The organism is Bradyrhizobium sp. CB1717, from assembly GCF_029714325.1.
Lineage (GTDB): Bacteria > Pseudomonadota > Alphaproteobacteria > Rhizobiales > Xanthobacteraceae > Bradyrhizobium.
Genome location: NZ_CP121666.1, coordinates 2,751,051 through 2,768,988 on the forward strand (window position 1 = coordinate 2,751,051; position 17,938 = coordinate 2,768,988).

16 protein-coding genes are annotated in these 17,938 nt (G+C 64.7%); 13 read left to right on the forward strand and 3 right to left on the reverse strand.

The window, feature by feature from the left end; all coding sequences use genetic code 11:
* The first annotated feature begins 34 nt into the window (after nt 1-34).
* From QA649_RS13045 to QA649_RS13055, 3 genes are read left to right on the forward strand one after another with little or no spacing between them, the layout of a single operon-like run.
* Nucleotides 35-1,201, forward strand: a complete 1,167-nt coding sequence (locus QA649_RS13045) for an acyl-CoA dehydrogenase family protein (RefSeq protein ID WP_283024534.1) — start codon at nt 35-37, stop codon at nt 1,199-1,201.
* Between the two features lie 24 nt (nt 1,202-1,225).
* Entirely contained in the window at nt 1,226-2,779 is a 1,554-nt protein-coding gene (locus QA649_RS13050) for an AMP-binding protein (RefSeq protein ID WP_283024535.1), read from the forward strand.
* A gap of 7 nt (nt 2,780-2,786) precedes the next feature.
* Nucleotides 2,787-4,031 carry an acetyl-CoA hydrolase/transferase C-terminal domain-containing protein gene (locus tag QA649_RS13055; protein WP_283024536.1) on the forward strand — a complete coding sequence of 415 codons (1,245 nt, stop codon included), beginning with the start codon at nt 2,787-2,789 and terminating at the stop codon, nt 4,029-4,031.
* Nucleotide 4,032: 1 nt separating this feature from the next.
* Here QA649_RS13055 and QA649_RS13060 read toward each other — a convergent pair whose 3' ends face one another.
* From QA649_RS13060 to QA649_RS13070, 3 genes are read right to left on the reverse strand one after another with little or no spacing between them, the layout of a single operon-like run.
* Nucleotides 4,033-4,569 carry a hypothetical protein gene (locus tag QA649_RS13060; RefSeq protein ID WP_283024537.1) on the reverse strand — a complete coding sequence of 179 codons (537 nt, stop codon included), beginning with the start codon at nt 4,567-4,569 and terminating at the stop codon, nt 4,033-4,035.
* Between the two features lie 13 nt (nt 4,570-4,582).
* Nucleotides 4,583-5,902 carry a hypothetical protein gene (locus QA649_RS13065; protein ID WP_283024538.1) on the reverse strand — a complete coding sequence of 440 codons (1,320 nt, stop codon included), beginning with the start codon at nt 5,900-5,902 and terminating at the stop codon, nt 4,583-4,585.
* Between the two features lie 60 nt (nt 5,903-5,962).
* Nucleotides 5,963-8,377, reverse strand: a complete 2,415-nt coding sequence (locus tag QA649_RS13070) for a hypothetical protein (protein WP_283024539.1) — start codon at nt 8,375-8,377, stop codon at nt 5,963-5,965.
* 514 nt (nt 8,378-8,891) lie between these two features.
* On the opposite strand from QA649_RS13070, the gene QA649_RS13075 reads away from it, so the two are divergent.
* The 10 genes from QA649_RS13075 to flgK all read left to right on the forward strand — a co-directional run bounded on the left by QA649_RS13075 (nt 8,892) and on the right by flgK (nt 17,936).
* Entirely contained in the window at nt 8,892-9,590 is a 699-nt protein-coding gene (locus QA649_RS13075) for an RNA polymerase sigma factor (RefSeq protein ID WP_283024540.1), read from the forward strand.
* A gap of 141 nt (nt 9,591-9,731) precedes the next feature.
* Nucleotides 9,732-10,556 carry a flagellin gene (locus QA649_RS13080; RefSeq protein WP_018641141.1) on the forward strand — a complete coding sequence of 275 codons (825 nt, stop codon included), beginning with the start codon at nt 9,732-9,734 and terminating at the stop codon, nt 10,554-10,556.
* A 62-nt stretch (nt 10,557-10,618) separates the two neighbouring features.
* Nucleotides 10,619-12,301, forward strand: a complete 1,683-nt coding sequence (gene fliD / locus QA649_RS13085) for a flagellar filament capping protein FliD (RefSeq protein ID WP_283024541.1) — start codon at nt 10,619-10,621, stop codon at nt 12,299-12,301.
* Entirely contained in the window at nt 12,301-12,729 is a 429-nt protein-coding gene (locus tag QA649_RS13090) for a flagellar export chaperone FliS (protein ID WP_283024542.1), read from the forward strand. The genes fliD and QA649_RS13090 overlap by 1 nt, the downstream gene beginning before the upstream one ends.
* A 169-nt stretch (nt 12,730-12,898) precedes the next feature.
* Nucleotides 12,899-13,171: a hypothetical protein gene (locus tag QA649_RS13095; RefSeq protein WP_283024543.1), complete on the forward strand. Its 273-nt coding sequence runs from the start codon at nt 12,899-12,901 to the stop codon at nt 13,169-13,171.
* 268 nt (nt 13,172-13,439) lie between these two features.
* Complete coding sequence (locus QA649_RS13100; protein ID WP_283024544.1) at nt 13,440-14,108, forward strand: FlgD immunoglobulin-like domain containing protein; 669 nt, start codon at nt 13,440-13,442, stop codon at nt 14,106-14,108.
* 31 nt (nt 14,109-14,139) lie between these two features.
* Nucleotides 14,140-15,405 (forward strand): flagellar hook protein FlgE, encoded by a 1,266-nt coding sequence (flgE, locus tag QA649_RS13105; protein ID WP_283024545.1) that lies wholly within the window; start codon nt 14,140-14,142, stop codon nt 15,403-15,405.
* Between the two features lie 3 nt (nt 15,406-15,408).
* Nucleotides 15,409-15,669, forward strand: coding sequence for a hypothetical protein (locus tag QA649_RS13110; RefSeq protein WP_283024546.1), 261 nt, complete (start codon nt 15,409-15,411; stop codon nt 15,667-15,669).
* Between the two features lie 9 nt (nt 15,670-15,678).
* A complete protein-coding gene (locus tag QA649_RS13115) occupies nt 15,679-16,143 on the forward strand; it encodes a flagellar protein FlgN (protein WP_283024547.1) in 465 nt (154 codons plus the stop codon).
* Nucleotides 16,144-16,160: 17 nt separating this feature from the next.
* Nucleotides 16,161-17,936 carry a flagellar hook-associated protein FlgK gene (flgK, locus tag QA649_RS13120; RefSeq protein ID WP_283024548.1) on the forward strand — a complete coding sequence of 592 codons (1,776 nt, stop codon included), beginning with the start codon at nt 16,161-16,163 and terminating at the stop codon, nt 17,934-17,936.
* Nucleotides 17,937-17,938: the final 2 nt, after the last annotated feature.

Below are 17,938 nucleotides of genomic sequence, written 5' to 3' on the forward strand. Positions count from 1 at the left end.
TCGGAGCCCGGCTCCCAAGAAGGAGATCAAGACCATGGATTTCGCGCTCACCGATCAGCAGGAAGCCATTCGCGACGCCATCGCAAAAATCTGCGAAGGCTTTCCCGATGCCTATTGGCTGAAGAAAGACCACGACGGCGGCTTCCCGCATGACTTCCACAAGGCGCTGGCCGACGCCGGCTGGCTCGGCATCTGCGTGCCGGAGGAATACGGTGGCTCGGGGCTCGGCATTACCGAGGCTGCGATCATGATGCGTACCATCGCGGAATCCGGCGCCGGCATGTCCGGCGCCTCCGCGGTGCATATCAATGTGTTCGGTCTCAATCCCGTCGTCGTGTTCGGCACGGAAGAGCAGCGCAAGCGCATGCTGCCGCCGATGGTCGAAGGCCGCGAGAAGGCGTGCTTCGCCGTCACCGAGCCCAACACCGGCCTCAATACCACCCAGCTCAAGACCCGCGCGGTGGCCAAGAACGACCGCTACATCGTCAACGGTCAGAAGGTCTGGATCTCGACCGCGCAGGTCGCGCACAAGATCCTGCTGCTGGCGCGCACCACGCCGCTGGAGGAGGTGCGCTCGCCGACCCACGGGCTCAGCCTGTTCTACACCGATTTCGATCGCAACAGGATCAAGGTCCACGAGATCGAGAAGATGGGCCGCAAGATCGTCGATTCCAACGAGCTGTTCTTCGAGGACTTTGAAATTCCGATGGAGGACCGTATCGGCGAAGAGGGCAAGGGTTTTCAGTACATCCTCGAAGGCATGAACCCCGAGCGTATCCTGATCGCGGCGGAAGCCGTCGGCCTCGGCAAACTCGCGCTGTCGCGCGCGATCGAATACGCCAAGACGCGCGTTGTCTTCAATCGCCCGATCGGCAAGAACCAGGGCATCCAGCATCCGCTCGCGGTGAACTGGGTCGAGCTCGAGGCGGCCTGGCTGATGGTGATGCAGGCGGCCTGGCAATACGATAAGGGCTTGCCCTGCGGCGCTGGCGCCAACGCCGCGAAATACTTTGCAGGTGAAGCCGGCTACCATGCCTGCGAGCGGGCGGTAATGACCCATGGCGGCTTCGGCTATGCCAAGGAATTCCACGTCGAGCGCTATTTGCGCGAAGTGCTGATCCCCCGCATCGCGCCGGTCAGCCCGCAGCTCGCGCTCAGCTTCATTGCGGAAAAGGTGCTCGGGCTCGCGAAGTCGTACTAGGCTGAAGGCTCGGGGAGGATCGGCATGAACCTCGCTCACCATCTGCTGCGTGCCGCCAGGGCTGATGCGTCCGCGCCGGCCTTGCTCAAGGGGCTGACGCCGGTGGCCGATTACGGCCGGCTCGCCGCGACGGTGGCCTCGCTGGCCGCATCACTGCAGCAGAGCTTTGGCCTCGCCAAAGGCGATCGCGTTGCGCTGCTGATGAAGAACGTGCCAGACTATGTCGCCTGCCTCTATGCCTGCTGGCATGCCGGTCTTATCGCCGTTCCCATCAACGCAAAGCTGCATCCGCGCGAGGTCGCCTTTATTCTCGACAACTCCGGCGCTGCGGTGATGTTCGTGACCGAGGATATGGCGAGCGTCGCGTCGGAGGCGCTGGCGCTCGGCACGGCCAAGCCGCGCGTGATCGAAATCGGCTCGGCCGAACATCGCGCGCTGGAGAAGGCCGATGGCATCGCCATCGCCGATGTCGCCGTCACCGATCCCGCTTGGATCTTCTACACCAGCGGCACCACCGGCCGGCCCAAGGGCGCGGTGCTGAGCCATCGCAATCTGCTTGCGATGTCGCTGAACTATCTGGCGGAGATCAATCCGATTGGGCCTGGGGAGGCGCTGTTGCACGCCGCGCCGATGTCGCATGGCTCCGGCCTCTACATGGTGCCGCATGTGCTCGGCATGGGCGCGCAGATCATCCCGGAGAGCGGCCGCTTCGAGCCCGACGAAATTCTGGATCTGACGGCGAAGCGCGAGAACATCTCCTTCTTCGCCGCGCCGACCATGGTGCGGCGCTTGACGGTGGCCGCGGAAGCGGCGGGCGCAACCGCGCCCGGGCTGAAGACCATCATCTATGGCGGCGGCCCCATGTATGTCGCCGATTGCAAGGCGGCGCTCGCGGTGTTCGGGCCGAAGCTGGCGCAGATCTACGGTCAGGGCGAGACGCCGATGACCATCACGTATTTGCCGAAGAGCATGCATGTCGACGCCGGCCATCCGCGCTACGAAGCGCGTCTCGCCTCGGTCGGCATCGCGCAAGGCGTGGTGCAGGTGCGCACCGTGGACGAGGCAGGGCAGGACGTTGCGCCTGATGCGATCGGCGAGATCATCGTGCGCGGCGATACTGTGATGTCCGGCTACTGGCAGAATCCGGATGCGACCGCGAGCACGCTGCGCGGCGGCTGGCTGTATACCGGCGACATGGGCGCCTTCGATGCCGACGGCTTCCTGACGCTGAAGGACCGTTCCAAGGACGTCATCATCTCCGGCGGCACCAACATCTATCCGCGCGAGGTCGAGGAGGTGTTGCTCCGGCACGACGCCGTCGCGGAGGTCTCGGTGATCGGACGGCCGCATCCGGAATGGGGCGAGGAGGTCGTGGCCGTTGTCGTTCCCGTCGCGGGCAGGGCGGTGACGCGGGAGGAGCTCGACCAGATGTGCAACGCCTGGATCGCGCGCTTCAAGCGTCCCAAGCATTACTACCTCACCGCCGAGTTGCCCAAGAACAGCTACGGCAAGATCGTGAAGACGGAGCTGCGCGCGCTTCTGGCTGAGTCCTCCGCGCGCCTCGCCCCGATCGGCTGAGGCGGCAATGTCCGGGGAGCCGCCGCCGATTGAATTCTCTGGGATGATCCGAAACGGCGATCTCGTGGTGAGCGGGCAAGCGACAGCGGAGCCGGTCACCCTGACCGAGGCGCTGATGACGCAGGCGGCGCAGCTTCCGCCGTTTCGCATGATGATCGGGCCGGTGTTCTCGGAGACATTTTCGGCGGCATGCGCGAATGTGTCGTTCCAGAGCTATGGCGTGATCGGCAATGCGCGGCGGCTCGCCAGGGCCGGAAGGCTCGACGTCATCCCGAGCAATTACAGCGCTTTCTGCGCCGACTTCGCCGGGCGCCGCCACAAGGCCGACGTCGTTCTGGTGCAGCTTGCGGAGTTGGAGGGAAGGCTCAGCGCGAGCCTGTCCAACGACTATGTCATCGATGCCGCGCGCGGGGCCCGCCTCGTCATCGCCGAGATCAATCCGGATGCGCCCTTCACGTTCGGGGCGGAATGGCCGGAAGATGTGCCGATCCATATGCGCGTCGCCGCGCGACGCCCGCCGGTCGAACTGGCTTCGACGCCGCTCGACGACGTCTCGCGTCGGATCGCATCCCGTGCCGCGAGCCTGATCGCCGACGGCAGCACACTCCAGTTCGGCGTCGGGCGCATCCCGGACGCGATACTTTCCTCGCTCTCGCACGCACGCAATCTCGGCATCCATTCCGGCCTGATCAACGACGCGGTCGTCGATCTGATCGAGCGCGGCGCGGTGACGAATGCGGCGAAGGGGATCGATGCCGGGATCACCGTCACCAACCAGGTGATCGGCACCAAGCGCCTCTACCGTTTCGTGCATGAGAACAAGGCGGTTTCGGTGCGGCCGACGTCCTACACGCACGGCCAGGGCGTGCTGGCGCGGATCAACCGGCTGGTTGCAATCAACTCGGCGCTTCAGGTCGGTCTCGACGGCAGCGTCAATTCCGAGACGCTGAATGGCGTTGCGGTCGGCGCGATCGGGGGGCAGCTCGATTTCGTGCGCGGCGCCAATGCGTCGCCCGGGGGCAGGGCGATCATCGCGCTGCCGGCCACGGCGTCGGACGGGAGCAGCCGCATCGTCGCCAATGTCGAGACCGTGACCACACCTCGCGCCGATGTCGATGCCATCGTCACCGAATGGGGCGTTGCGGAGCTGCGCGGCTGCGGCCTTGCCGAGCGGGCGCGCCGCATGATCGCGGTTGCCGCGCCAGAGCACCGCGACGCGCTGTCAGCGCAGGTTCGCAGGCCCGCGGGCTAGCTCAGTTCATCATCGCAAGCGTCGGGCGCTGGCTCTCGCCGGCCCCGATGATTGCAGGCATATCCGTCGTCTCGCCGGCGATCATGCCCGACATCTGCCAGAACAGGTGCGCAAGGCGGGAGAACACCAGCCGCTCGCGCTCGGCAGGGACGGTGCCGTCAGGGATCGTCACCGTTTCCAGGCCGACGACCTTCTTGAAGTCCGGCCAGATCGTCATCGACTGCGCGATGACCGAATAGCAGCGCGGATCCTCGTCGCTGTCGTCGGGCGCCGGCGGCAAACCCGGATATTGCGTCGGCGCGGCGTAGAACTTGTAGGCGCCATAGCCGAGCCGGAGCAGGAACTTCTCGGGGACAGCGACGTCGGCGGCAAAGGACACGAGGCGCGCCTCGCTCAGCACGTCCGCTTCGATCGCGCTGAGGTCCGACGCGCGCAGCGCCGAGCAGAAGGCGAGATCGCGATTGTGCTCGCGGAGCAGATTGGCCAGCGGCTGCTGCTGTTGCACGGTATCGGTGAGCAGGATGATGGTTTTGAGCATCGTCTGATGTCCCTCAGGGGAAGAGATGGCGGGCGGTCATGACCGCTTGGTCGGAAGCGTGGGCGGCGAAGAAATCGTTGGCGATGCGCTGTCCCGGCGCGATCTCCAGGATGCGGTAGCGCGCGAGAGCAGCGGCGTCGCGTGCGGCGCCGACCTCGTCCTGCCAGGCGCAAAGCGACAGCTCCATCCGGACGTAACCGCCGCAATCGGCGGCATAAGCGCCGGTGACGGCTTCCACGGTTGCAGCAACCGTGCCGGCCTCGCTCGCCGAGACGTCACGCAGGATCACGGCGATGCTGTTGCTGGTCTCGGCTTTCGACGTCATTACGATGAAGGCGTCGCGGGGGCCGGCGCGGCCGGCACGACGGGCCGTGCGCGCGATGCCGGCAAAGCCGGGATCGGGACCGAGCTCCAGTGTCGTGGTCTGCCGGTCATGCAGGATCGTGGCGCGCATCGCGCCGAGGTCGCCTTTCAGCGAATGATAGGAGCGGGGGAGCCACACCGTATCGAGCGGCAGCTGTGACGAGGTCAGGCTCCAGGCCTGGTCGAGCAAATAGCCCTCCCAGATCGCGGGATAGGACGCGGCGAGATGCTGCCAGGTGCGGAGCAGTGTCTCGGCGGCCTCGGTGCGACCGAGATAGAGCGTGCGTGCCGACATCTCCCAGCGATTCCACTTGTGCAAGGCGACGTCGCAGCCGAGGAACGACGGCAGCAGCGGCGCCTCGCGTAACACCGCGCCGGCCTCGACGAACAACAGCGGCTCGCGATACTTGTTCCACATCCGCATCACGAACTCCGCCTTCTCGAAGCAGAGGATGCGGTCGCCGAGCTGGGTATCGATCGGCTCGATATGGCAGGCGAGATCAAAGTGCTCGAGCGAGTGCCGGAGCGCGAAGGCCGCGGTCGCATCGCCCCCGCGCGGATAGCAGGAGACGATCCGTGGGCGGACCGTGGACGTGTCGGCCGCGGTGAGGAATTTCGACCAGCCGATGCCACCCCACCACATCTCGTGCGGGCCGTCCGCGCCGCAGGGGCCGACGGTGCCGAATTCGGTCAGCTTGGACTTGAGGAAATCGAAGCCGGGATTCTCGCTTCTGGGAATGACGACGGCACACCCCGGGGTGAGCGAACGATAGAGCAGCTCGGCGGCCGCCCCGCTCGGCGGCTCCTTGAGGATGATGACGCCGTTCCGCCGGCCCTCGCTGAAACCGTCGAGCATCGGCGCACCGTACTGCTCGACCAGCCAGCCCAGGCGGTCGCGCTGGGGCGGGCCGAGCTTGACACCGCCGGATTGCAGCAACCGATCAAGGTTTTCGAGCGTTCCGTCCGTCAATTCCGTGCCCCCTCGCGCCAGCCTTGGACTTCAACGTCCGGGCCGGCGCGATCAGGCGCACTATTTGGTGCCGGCGCCGAGCGGGGTGATCGCGACGGAATAGATCGCGATCTCCTGGGTCATCGGCGCCGCCGGGATCAGCAGGCAGCTGTCATCGCTCTCGGAGCGATAATGCTCGCCGTTCCGTTGCACGCCGGCATAGACCAGGCTTTCGGCTGCAATGCCGATGACGTCCTGACTTGCGGAGGCCTCGCGGATCTCGCCGGCGGATTGCATGGTGACCCCATGAAGGAGGCCCTCGGCCGCGAATTTCGGCAGCGGAAGCGCCAGCATGGCGATACCCATGGCGCGCGAGACCGGAATGCGCACGCGCAGCTCCCCGAGTCCGGTTCGGTGGACGGCAACCGATTCCAGCGTCGCCTCGCCATTGGTGCGAAACAATCCGACCTGGACCATTCCGCAGGGGCTCTCTTCGAAGACGTCGGCGGGCAGGCGGTTGGCGCCGAACAGCGTATAGAGATAGGCGTAGGACGGTGACATTAGCGCGAAGCTGCCGGCCAGCCACATCGGCGGCCCGGCTGAGGTGCAGGCGGCCGAGAGGCCGCGGGCGGTGATCTGATTGCGGACGAACTCACGGTCGAGCATCGGCGCCAGCGCCTGCGTGCCGAGATTGACGTCGTGCTGCAAGCCGCCGAGCAGCGCCAGCTCGTCGTCATCGGGCAGCAGTAGCAGGCGCGCCAGCGTCGCGGCGCTCCAGCGTGCAGCGACATCGGGCGCGGCATAGGGGCTCAGAGAAAAGTCCCGTGCGACGTCCCCGGCGCCTGACGCGAAGGCGAGCGCGCCGGCCTGGATTTCGGCCGCCAGCGCGATCTGGCCGGCGGCGTGCGGGTTGACCTCGCGCAGGACCTGATCGCCGTCATAGTCGCGCACGGACCCTTCGGCTGAGCAGCAGGCCTGCTCCAGCAGCGCGACGTTGCGAACCAGCATGCGCTTGGCGTGGGGGCTGATCACGAGATCGGAGATGAAGCCTGTCGCGCTGTCCTGTTCGGCGAGATCGTCGAAGCAATCATCGAGGGAGATGAGATAGGCACCATGGAGGCGGATCTTGATCCCTTCGAGGTCGAAGACCCGCCAGAGCGCCTTCTGGACGCTTCCGGAGTAGCCGAGGTCGGCGAGCACGAGGTCGGTACAGTCGTCGAAGCCCGGCATCGCGTGGCGCAGATAGGCGAGCAGCCGCGCACGCAGGATTTTGGCGAGATCGAGAAGCTCGCTCGTGTCCATCAGGGCGGGCAATGCCTCGGCGAGTTGCTGGCCAGTGACGATCCCGTCAGGCGATCTCGCAAAGAACGCCGCGACTTTCGGTGGCAGCACCTTGACCATGTCGCGGAAGGTCGGCGCGTCGAACTTCGCGATCTTGGGCAGGAAGTCGAGGAGCGGCTGCATCGTGTCGGCCGAGGCCATCAGGCTGACGCGGCGGTTGATCTCCAGATAGGCAGAGGTCGCGCCATGCAGATCCTGCGAGATCCGGTGCGACAGAAAGCCGTCGCGGCCGAGAAAGCCGAGCGCCACCCGCCGACCGGGACCCGCGACCTGCTCGCAGCGCCCCGCAATGAAGGTGTCGAAGGCGGTCATGACAGGGCCGAGCACTGTCGCGCCGAGGTGGAAGGCCGGAGATTTCTCGGCATTTCGTGCCGCCATCATGCGCCGCAGCGTGCGCGACCCGCGATCGAGCCGCGAGGGGACGCCCGGACACAGCAGCTCGAACAGCGCGGTCTCACGCTGCAGCTTCGAGGTCAATTCCCGCGAGGCCTGGGGATAGTAACGCGGCCGGATGCCGTGACGTCGCGCGCCCCTGATGTCGGCTTGCTCGTTGTCGCCGATGTGGAAGGAGGCGCCGGCGTCGACGCCCTGCTCGGTCAGGTACTTCGCGAACAGCGCTTCGCTCTTGCCGCTGCCATGGTCGCATGAGGCGTAGAGAAAGTCCCACACCAGGTCGGGGCGGCAGGCACGCAGCAGTCGCGCCAGCCGGTCGGAATCCCAATAGGTATCGGAGATGAACCCGACGCGATGGCCGGCGCGTTTCATGTCCGAATATTGCCGAAGCATGTCCGGGTTGACGCGGCATAGCTCGAGCTCGGCCGCGAACTCCGATTCGACGAGGTCGCTCAGACCGCGGCGCGTGAGACCGAACAGATTGAACGGAAAGAACGAATAGATGTCCTCGATGTGAACTTCGACGGCGCCGCGCTTGTCCTTCGCGGCCCTGCGTGCGCGCCCTTCGGCCTGGATGCGATGCTGAACGAAACTGACGGAAACATTCGGACAAGTTCTTGAAATGCCCGAGAGCTCGTAAGTCCTTTCAAATACACCATCTGGCGTCGTGCAGGCGCGAACCAGAAATGTATCGAAAACATCGAACGACCAAGCAGAAACAATTTGGGCGCGGCGCGCTGCGCCGGTCGTTGCGATCGTCATGCGGCAATTCCCCGTCCACCAGGACGATTAACGTGCGTATTTGACGAGTCAGGCGCCACACGCGCGAAAAAAGTTCACGCGCGATTCAAAATCGCATTCGCCGCGACTGACAGATTCAAAAAAATCGCTAGGTTCGAAAAAGGTGATTCGGAAAAAATTGCCGAGTGCGGAAGTCGTCTCGCGTTCATTCACACTCGGAAACAATCGCATCTTCATGCGCTACGCGCGTGTCGCGTTCGATCGCCTAGTGCCGCGTAATGTCAGCGTTTTCTCTCCACGACATCTGTTCAGGATGGACGATCCGCCATGGCGCGAGACGATGTGATGATTGCAAGGTGCGACGCGCGAGACGATCGCGCAGTCGGCAATTATTGCCCGACACTCGGCAAAAACGACCGGCTAACGTCTTGAAAAATAACAAAAATTCTCCGCCTGGATTGTTTTGTGGGCCCGTTCAACGCCTGGAAGCCGTGTGGCATGTGCGCCGCCGGCGTTGCGGGTTGGAGGTTGCGGGATGAGTTACGCTGCTGATGTCTGGGCTCCCGCCGAGGCCGAGATCACGACGACGGCGCCGGTCGATGCGATCGTGCAGGTCGCGCCGTCGGTGCCGCTCGCGCCGGACAGTGCGCCTGATGTCGCCGATGTCGTCTTCGACGAAGACAGCGAACTCTTGGACAGGCTCGCTGCCGACGACGAGGCGGCGTTCCGCACGCTGGTCGAGCGTCATATCGATCGCGCCTATGCGATTGCTCTCCGCATCGTCGGCAACGCGGCGGATGCCGAGGACGTGGTGCAGGACACCATGCTCAAGGTCTGGAGCCATCGCGGTCGCTGGCAGCACGGCCGCGCCAAGTTCTCGACCTGGCTCTACCGCGTCATCTCCAACCGCTGCATCGACATCAGACGCAAGCCGCGCAACGAGAACGTCGAAACGGTGCCGGAAGTCGCCGATGGTCAGCCCGGCGCCGTCGAGATCATCGAGCGCAACGAGCTGAACGACATGCTGGAGCTCGCGATGCAGCGCCTGCCCGAGCAGCAGCGCATCGCGGTGATCTTCTCCTACCACGAGAACATGAGCAACGGCGAGATCGCCCAGGTGATGGACACCACGGTCGCCGCGGTGGAGTCGCTGCTCAAGCGTGGACGTCAGCAGCTCCGCCAACTGCTGCGCAAGCACGAACGCGACATCCGCACCGCGTTTACCGATTGCTAACCATAAAATTCGCCTCGCAAGAATTTTCGCCTGATCTCTCTGCGCTCCGCCGTTTGAGCGAACGGACGGGGCTGCGGTCCGCGTCGTCGTAAGTCGATTTCAACGATGCGGCACGCTTGCCCATCAGCACAGGAGCTTCCAATGCCCGCAATCAATACCAATACAGCCGCCAACGCCGCGGTCCGCTACCTCAACATCAACTCGTCGCAGGAGACCAGCTCGCTCTCGAAACTGTCGAGCGGCTCGCGCATCACCTCCGCGTCCGACGACGCCGCCGGCCTTGCGATCTCCACTCGCATCTCCTCGGACGTCACCACGCTGCAGCAGGCCGCGACCAACGCTTCGCAGGCGACCGCGATCCTGCAGACCGCCGACGGCGGCGCCTCCAACATCTCCGACATTCTGGCCCGCATGAAGTCGCTGGCCTCCGAGTCCGCCTCGGGCACCACAACCGACTCCAGCCGCGCCTACATCAACTCGGAGTTCACGCAGCTCACCAGCGAAATCGACTCGATCGCGTCCGGCACCCGCTATTCCAGCCAGAGCCTGCTCGACGGCTCCAGCGTGTTCGCCTCGGGCGTCTCGGTGCTGGTCGGCTCGTCTGGTTCGGACACCATCACCATCACGCTCACCAGCCTCACCGCATCCTCGCTCGGCGTCTCCTCGCTGGACGTCAGCACGCTGTCGGATGCGACCTCGGCGCTGACCACGCTCGACACGGCGATCGACACGGTTTCCGCGGCCCGCGCCAGCATCGGCGCCCAGGAATCGCGCTTCAACTTCAGCGCCGACTCGATCTCGACCCAGACCCAGAACCTGCAGTCCGCGAATTCGGCGATCAAGGACGTCGACATCGCGGCCGAGCAGTCCAAGCTCTCCTCCGCGGAAGTGAAGACCCAGGCCGCCGTCTCCGCTCTCGCCGCGGCGAACCAGATGCCGCAATACCTGCTCAAGCTGCTGGGCTGATGATGATCGGAGCGGGCCGGCGTGACGCCGGCCCGCTCCCTGCCAGGGGATAGTCGGGCAAAGTGACCAGCGTCAGTTCAACCAGCAGCAGCACAAGCTCCGGCGTCACCGTCACCACGAGCGGAACGACCAATTCGAGCAGCATCGACTGGTCCGCGCTGATCCAGTCTGCCGTCGACGCGAAGACCGCGCAGGCGGACACGATCTCGACCACGATCACCAGCAACGAGGCCAAGATCTCGGCCTATCAGACGCTGCAGACCGATCTGCAGACGCTGTATTCGGGCCTCTCGTCGCTGTCGACCGCGGTGATCAACTCGCTCTCCACCAGCGCGTTCGCGACGCGCGCGGCGAGCATCAGCTCGACCGGCGATGTCAGCGCCTCCTCGGCGCTATCCATGACGATCAAGAACGGAGCTGCGATCGGCGACCACACGCTGACGATCAGTCAGCTCGCGACCGCGCACAAGGTTTCCGGCTCCGCGCAATCGAGCCAGACCGACGAGCTCGGCTATTCCGGCACGTTTTCGATCGGCCTTTCGGGCGGTGCTGCGTCCGACATCACCGTCACCAGCACGATGTCGCTGCAGGACGTCGTCGATGCCATCAATGCCCAGACCTCGACGACCAATGTCCAGGCGTCCATCGTGCAGGTGTCCAGCACGTCGTACCAGATGGTGCTGACCGGCACCGAGGATGCGGCTGACATCACCTATTCCAGCACGTCCGGTGACGACATCATGAGCGAGCTCGGCGTGACCGACAGCTCAGGGACCTTCGCCAACGTCATCCAGGAGGCGCAGTCGGCCGAGTTCACGCTCGACGGCATCTCGATGACCCGCGACACCAACGACATCTCCGACGTCCTGAGCGGGGTCACCTTCAGCCTGCTTCAGGCGACGCCGGAAGGAACTTCGCTGAACATCAGCATCGAGACCGACACCAGCCAGATCGAATCGGCGCTGCAGACGTTCGTCACCAACTACAATGCCTTTCGCGACGAGGTAATCGCCCAGCAGGCGACCGCAACCGACGGCACGGCGGACTCGAGCGCGGTGCTGTTCGGCGACGGCACGATGCGCAACATCATGGATGCGCTCCAGAACGCCCTGAACAGCACCGTGGGCGACATGACCATGGCGGATCTCGGCCTGTCCTTCAACGAGAACAACGAGCTCGAGCTCGACACCTCGACACTGTCGGAGATCCTGAGCACCAATCTGAGCGGCGTGACCAAGCTGCTGTCGGCGCAGACCACGACGTCGTCGAGCCAGCTAAGCGTCGTCAACACCGGGACGTCGCCGCAATCCTTCACGCTGGATCTGACCGTCGATTCCGACGGCAATCTCACCTCGGCCTCGGTCGGCGGCGATTCCTCGCTGTTCACGGTCAGCGGCACCACCATCATCGGCGCGTCCGGCTCGATCTATGCCGGCATGGCCTTCACCTATGGCGGCTCGACCTCGCAGTCGATCGCGGTGACCTCGACCACCGGGATCGCATCGCAGATCTATCAGATCGCGAAGAACTATTCGTCGTCATCAGGCGCGCTGCAAACGCAGATCACCAGCCTGACGAACCGCGACGACGAGCTTCAGCAGAAGGTCGACGACATCAACAGTGCGGCCTCGACGCTGCAGTCGCAGCTGCAGACGCAATACGCGAAGTACCAGGCCGCGATCGAGAGCGCCAACAGCACCCTCGATTATCTCAAGGCCCTGCTCAATTCCAGCTCGAGTGATTGATGATGCATAATCCGATGGCGTACATGGCCAACCAGGCCTATCGGGGAACGGCAACGAGCGTGCCGCCGCTCAAGGCAGTCTCGATGCTGCTTGGCGGCACGATCACGTTCCTGCAGAAATCGCTGGCGGCCCAGGAGGCAAAGCGCTTCGAGGAAGGGCACGACTATCTGATGAAGGCGACCGCGATCCTGCGCGGTCTCAGCCACAACCTCGATTTCACCAAAGGCGGCGACGTGGCGGAGCGTCTGTTCCAGACCTACAACGCGATGATCCTGGCGAGCCTCAAGTCCTATGGCCGTCCGCACGCCCGCCAAAGTTTCGGCCGCATCATCGCCGGGCTGACCGAGCTGCGCGAGGCCTGGGAATTCGTGGACACGACGGTGCGGAGCGGCAAGCCGGGCCCGGCCGGTTCGGCCCGCAAGGGCTGAAGACGCCTGCTCCGTGCGACGCGGGGAGGGGGGCGGCCATCCAGCCCACCGTTTCCGCCGCTTTCCATCGTGCTGCGGCCGCTTTTGATGCCTGAAGCCGTCGAAATCCGGTTTCCGCCGCGCGTGCAATGCTTTATGACGGGCCTGACCGAGGCGGGATCGGCGGGCGATGGACGTCACCGAGTTTGAGGAACTGATCGATCGGCTGGGCGAGGATCTCTCCCTCTGGCCCGACGATCGGCGCGTGTCCGCCGAAGCGCTGCTGGCGCAATCCCCCGCGGCGCAGGCTCTGTTGGAACAAGCGCGCGCGTTGCGCCAGGCGCTTGCTGCGCCCCCGGTCCGCGCGCCCAAGGGGCTCGCCGACCGCATCGTCGCTGCCGCCGCGAACATGAAGAGCGATCCGGCCGAGCCGCGCACGGAAGGCGAGACGGCGGAGAGCTGAACGGCTTCTCTCGACTAGGACTCGTTTCTTTCTTCGCCTCGCCCCGCTTGCGGGGAGAGGAAGTGCACCACCGCCGCGGCGTTAAATCAATCTCACATCAACGCTCTTCTCGCGCCCGCATGCGGCAGATTTTGCCGTGTCGAAAGCCAATTTCCTGCGCGCGAATCCTCGCCTGAATCCGCGCGCCCACGCGTTTCATCAGCACACAGATTTCGAGCGCCGCGACCGGCATCCGGTCGCAAGCAGCGCAGGAAAGTCGGAGTTTCTGATGACCGTTTCCGCCGTAAGTTCTGCGACGACTTCGACCGCAACGACGTCATCGTCGTCGAGCACGTCGTCGAGTTCGTCGCTCACGTCCAGCGATTTCCTCAGCCTCCTGGTCAGCGAGCTCCAGAACCAGGATCCGCTGAACGCGACCTCGACCACCGACTTCATCAATCAGCTCACCTCCTACGCCAATTTCACCCAGCAGCAGTCGATCAACTCCAACATGTCCTCGCTCGCGAGCTCGTTCTCGAGCCTCGTGACGCTCAACTCGGTGAATTATATCGGCCACACCGTCGAGGCGAAGACAGATACGTCGACCCTCAGCAACGGCTCGGCGACGTTCGGCTATTCGCTGTCCTCGGCCGCATCGAACGTGTCGATCAGCATCTCGGATTCGTCCGGCAACGTCGTCTACACCGGTACCGGCACCGGAAACTCGGGTTCGAACACCTTCACCTGGGACGGCAAGGATTCCAGCGGCAATCAGCTCTCGGACGGCGGCAAGTACACCATTTCGGTGACCGCGACGGACAGCGCCGGCAACTCGGTCCTCAATTACACGACCGTCACCGGCACGGTGACCGGCATCGACACCTCGACGTCCACGCCTTCGCTGACGGTCAACGGCGTTGCCGTCAGCGCCGCCAACATCCTCGGCGTCACGTCCTGATCTCAAGGCCTGATTTTCTCGGAGTTTCATCATGAGTCTCACCGGTGCATTGTCCTCGGCGATCTCGGCGCTCAGCGCGCAGAGCCAGTCCCTGTCGATGATCAGCGACAACATCGCCAATTCCGACACGACCGGCTACAAGACGACGTCGGCGATGTTCGACGCGCTCGTCACGGCTTCGAGCAACACCACCTCCTACGCATCGGGCGGCGTCACCGTCTCGGGCCGCTCCAACATCACCCAGCAGGGCCTGCTCGCCGCGACCTCCAATGCCACCGACGTCGCGATCCAGGGCTCGGGCTTCTTCGTGGTGACCAGCGCCACGTCGGGCGGCATCACGTCCTACACCCGCAACGGCGCCTTCACGATCAACAATGCCGGCTATCTCGAGAACAACGGCAGCTACCTCGAAGGGTGGCGCACCGACGCGGATGGCAACGTCGTCGGCAGCGAATCGGCGAGCAATCTCGAGGCCATCAACACCCAGGTCGCCTCGACCAGCGGCAGCGCCACCACCAAGACAACGATCGCGGCCAATTTGCCGTCGGATGCCGCCACCGGCGACACCTATACCAGCTCGATGACGGTCTACGATTCGCTCGGCGCGGCGAACACGATGCAGATCACCTGGACCAAGACCGGCACCAACGCCTGGAGCGCGAGCTTCGCCAACCCGACCTCCAGCTCGGATACCACGACCGCCACGGGCACGGCCTCGGGCACGATCGACGTCACCTTCAACAGCGACGGCTCGCTTGCCAGCACCAGCCCGGACCCGGCAACTGTCTCGATCACCGGCTGGACCGACGGCGCGGCCGATAGCACCGTCACCATGGCCCTCGGTACGATCGGCGGCACCGATGGCCTGACGCAATATGCCTCCGGCGAGACGACGCCTGATGTCAACGTCACCAGCATCGATTCCGACGGCCTGTCCTATGGCAAGCTGTCGAGCATCTCGATCGGCAAGAACGGTGTCGTCGACGCGACCTATTCCAACGGCGAGACCATTGCGATCTACAAGATCGCGGTGGCGACATTCGCCGATCCCAACGGGCTCGCGGCCGCCAGCGACGGCCTCTATTCGGCGACGGTGGCCTCGGGCAATGCCGCGTTGCAGGCCTCCGGCGAGAACGGCGCGGGCACGATCTACGGCAGCGAGCTGGAATCCTCGACCACCGATACCTCCAGCCAGTTCTCGAGCATGATCTCGGCGCAACAGGCCTATTCCGCCGCGTCCCAGGTCATCTCCACCGTTAACAAGATGTACGACACCCTGATCTCGGCGATGAGGTGAGCGATGCCCGGTGAAAAGGCAGGCGCGGCCGGCGAGGCGCTGTTGCGCCGGATGCAGCGGCTCCTGGCGCGGGCCGCGACTCTCAAGGGGCGTGACCGCAGGCAGCTGCTTGCTCTGCTCGACGATGTCGAGACGACACGCCGCGGTCTCCTGCGGGAATGCGCGGAGATCGAGGGCGAGATGCGGCAGGCAACCGTCAGGGCGACTGCAATCGGTGCTTACCTGCGCAATTCGCAGGTCCAGCGCGGCAACCGGCATAACTAGAAGAAGGCGATGACCATGAGTGTAGCCCAGGCCAAAACGACGAACGCTGCGAATGGCGACGTCAGGATCAAGTCGCTGATCACACTGATCGATACGCTGACCGCGCTGGTCGCCGAGGAGAATGCCGAGCTCGCCAGGGGCCTGCCGGCCTCGCGCCTTAAGCAGGTCGACGAGAAGAACCGGCTGGCGGAGACGTTCGAGCGGATCGTTGCCGAATGCGCGGCGGGCACGACCAGCCTGACCGTCAGGGATCGTGTCCTGCGCGAGCAGCTGATGGATCGGATCCTGAAGCTGCGTGTGGCGATGGACGAGAATCTGGTGCGGCTGCGTGCGGCGATCGAAGCCAGCAACCGCCGGATCGAAGCCGTCATGCAGGCGATTCGCGAGCAGATCGCGGCGGTGTCGCCCTATGGCGCGTCCGGCCGCGTCGCCGCAGCCCGGGCGGTCTCCAGCGGCACCAGCCGCAGCGCCTGACAGGTCGGGGGGCCGCCGTGTCACTCGATATCGCACGATCGATCGCTTTCAGCGGCCTGTCGGCGACGTCCGTGCAGATCAGCGTGACGTCGTCGAATATCTCGAACGCCGACACGACGGGCTATACCAAGAAGTCCGCGAACCAGTCGAGCAGCGTCACCAATGGCGTCGGCACCGGCGTCACGGTGACCGGCATCACCTCGACGGTCGACAAGCTGCTGTTGAAGTCGCTGGTCGGTGCGGATTCCGAACTCGGCGCAGCCGACACCACCAACACCTATCTGACGTCGCTCCAGAAGCTCTACGGTTCGATCAGCAGCAGTGACGATTCCTCGTCCGGGACCTCGCTCGCCAACAGCATCGCATCGCTGGAATCGGCGCTGTCGTCGCTGGCAAGCACGCCGAGCAGCGCCTCGCTGCAATCCAACGTCGTCAGTGCGCTCGACGACGTCGCAAGCCAGTTGCGGGAGACCTCGAGCGGGATCCAGAAGCTGCGTTCCGACGCCGACCAGGACATCGCGTCCTCGATCGACGACGTCAACACGGACCTGCAGCAGATCGCGGATCTGAACGCCCAGATCAAGCAGACCGCCGCAGCGGGCCAGTCGACCGCGGACTTGGAGGACCAGCGCAGCACCGCGCTGCAGGACCTCGCCTCGAAGATGAACGTCAGCTATTTCACGGCGTCGAACGGCGATCTCCAGATCTACACCACGTCGGGCCAGGCGCTGGTGGACTCTTCCGCGCACACGATCAACTATACGGCCGCCGCCAATGTGACGGCGGCGACGACCTACACGTCCGGCTCGTCGTCGAGCGGCTTCAGCGCGATCACGGTGAACGGCGTCGACATCACCTCCCAGATCAGCGGCGGGGATATCGGCGCGCTGATCACGCTCCGCGACGACACGCTGCCGGATGCGCAGTCCCAGCTCGATCAGCTCGCCCAGCAGCTTGCCTCCGCGATGAACAGCGTCTCGAACAGCGCCTCCTCGGTGCCGGCGCCGACCAGCCTGACCGGCACGACGGTAGTTACCAGCGGCGCCGCGCTATCAGCCACCGGCACGGTGCGCCTTGCCGTCACCGACCAGAGCGGGAATCTGGTCGCCTATGGCGATCTCGACCTGTCGTCCTATGCCACGGTCGGCGACCTCGTCACCGCCATCAATGGCATCTCCGGACTGTCCGCGTCGGTCGATGCGGACGGCCATCTCTCGATCACGGCAACCGGCTCAGGCAATGGCGTCGCCATCAACGAGATGACGAGCGCGGTCGGGAGCTCCGGCGAGGGATTTTCCGAGTATTTCGGCCTCAACGACCTGGTCACGGGAACGAGCGCGTCGGACATCGCGGTCAACAGCAAGATCCTGTCCGGAACCAACGAGCTGCAGCTCGCGACGCTGGATTCGTCGTCCACCCTGACCGTCGGCAGCACGGTGCTGTCGTCAGGCTCCGCCACCGTGATCAACGCCTTCTATGATGCCCTGACGGACTCGCGGACCTTCGCGTCGACCGGCGGCCTTGCCGCCACCACGGGGTCGCTGGCCGACTACGCTTCGGCCATCGTGTCCGATGTCGCGAGCAAGGCCTCGCAGGCGTCCACCGATTACACCGCCAAGGAGACGGCGCAGTCGACTTATGCGAATTCGCTGTCGTCGCAGTCCGGCGTCAATCTCGACGAAGAATCGGCTAACCTCAGCACGCTTCAGAACAAATACTCGGCGGCTTCGGCCCTGATCCAGGCCATCAACTCCATGTACTCGGCGCTGCTCACCGCCGTGCAGTCGACGTAAGA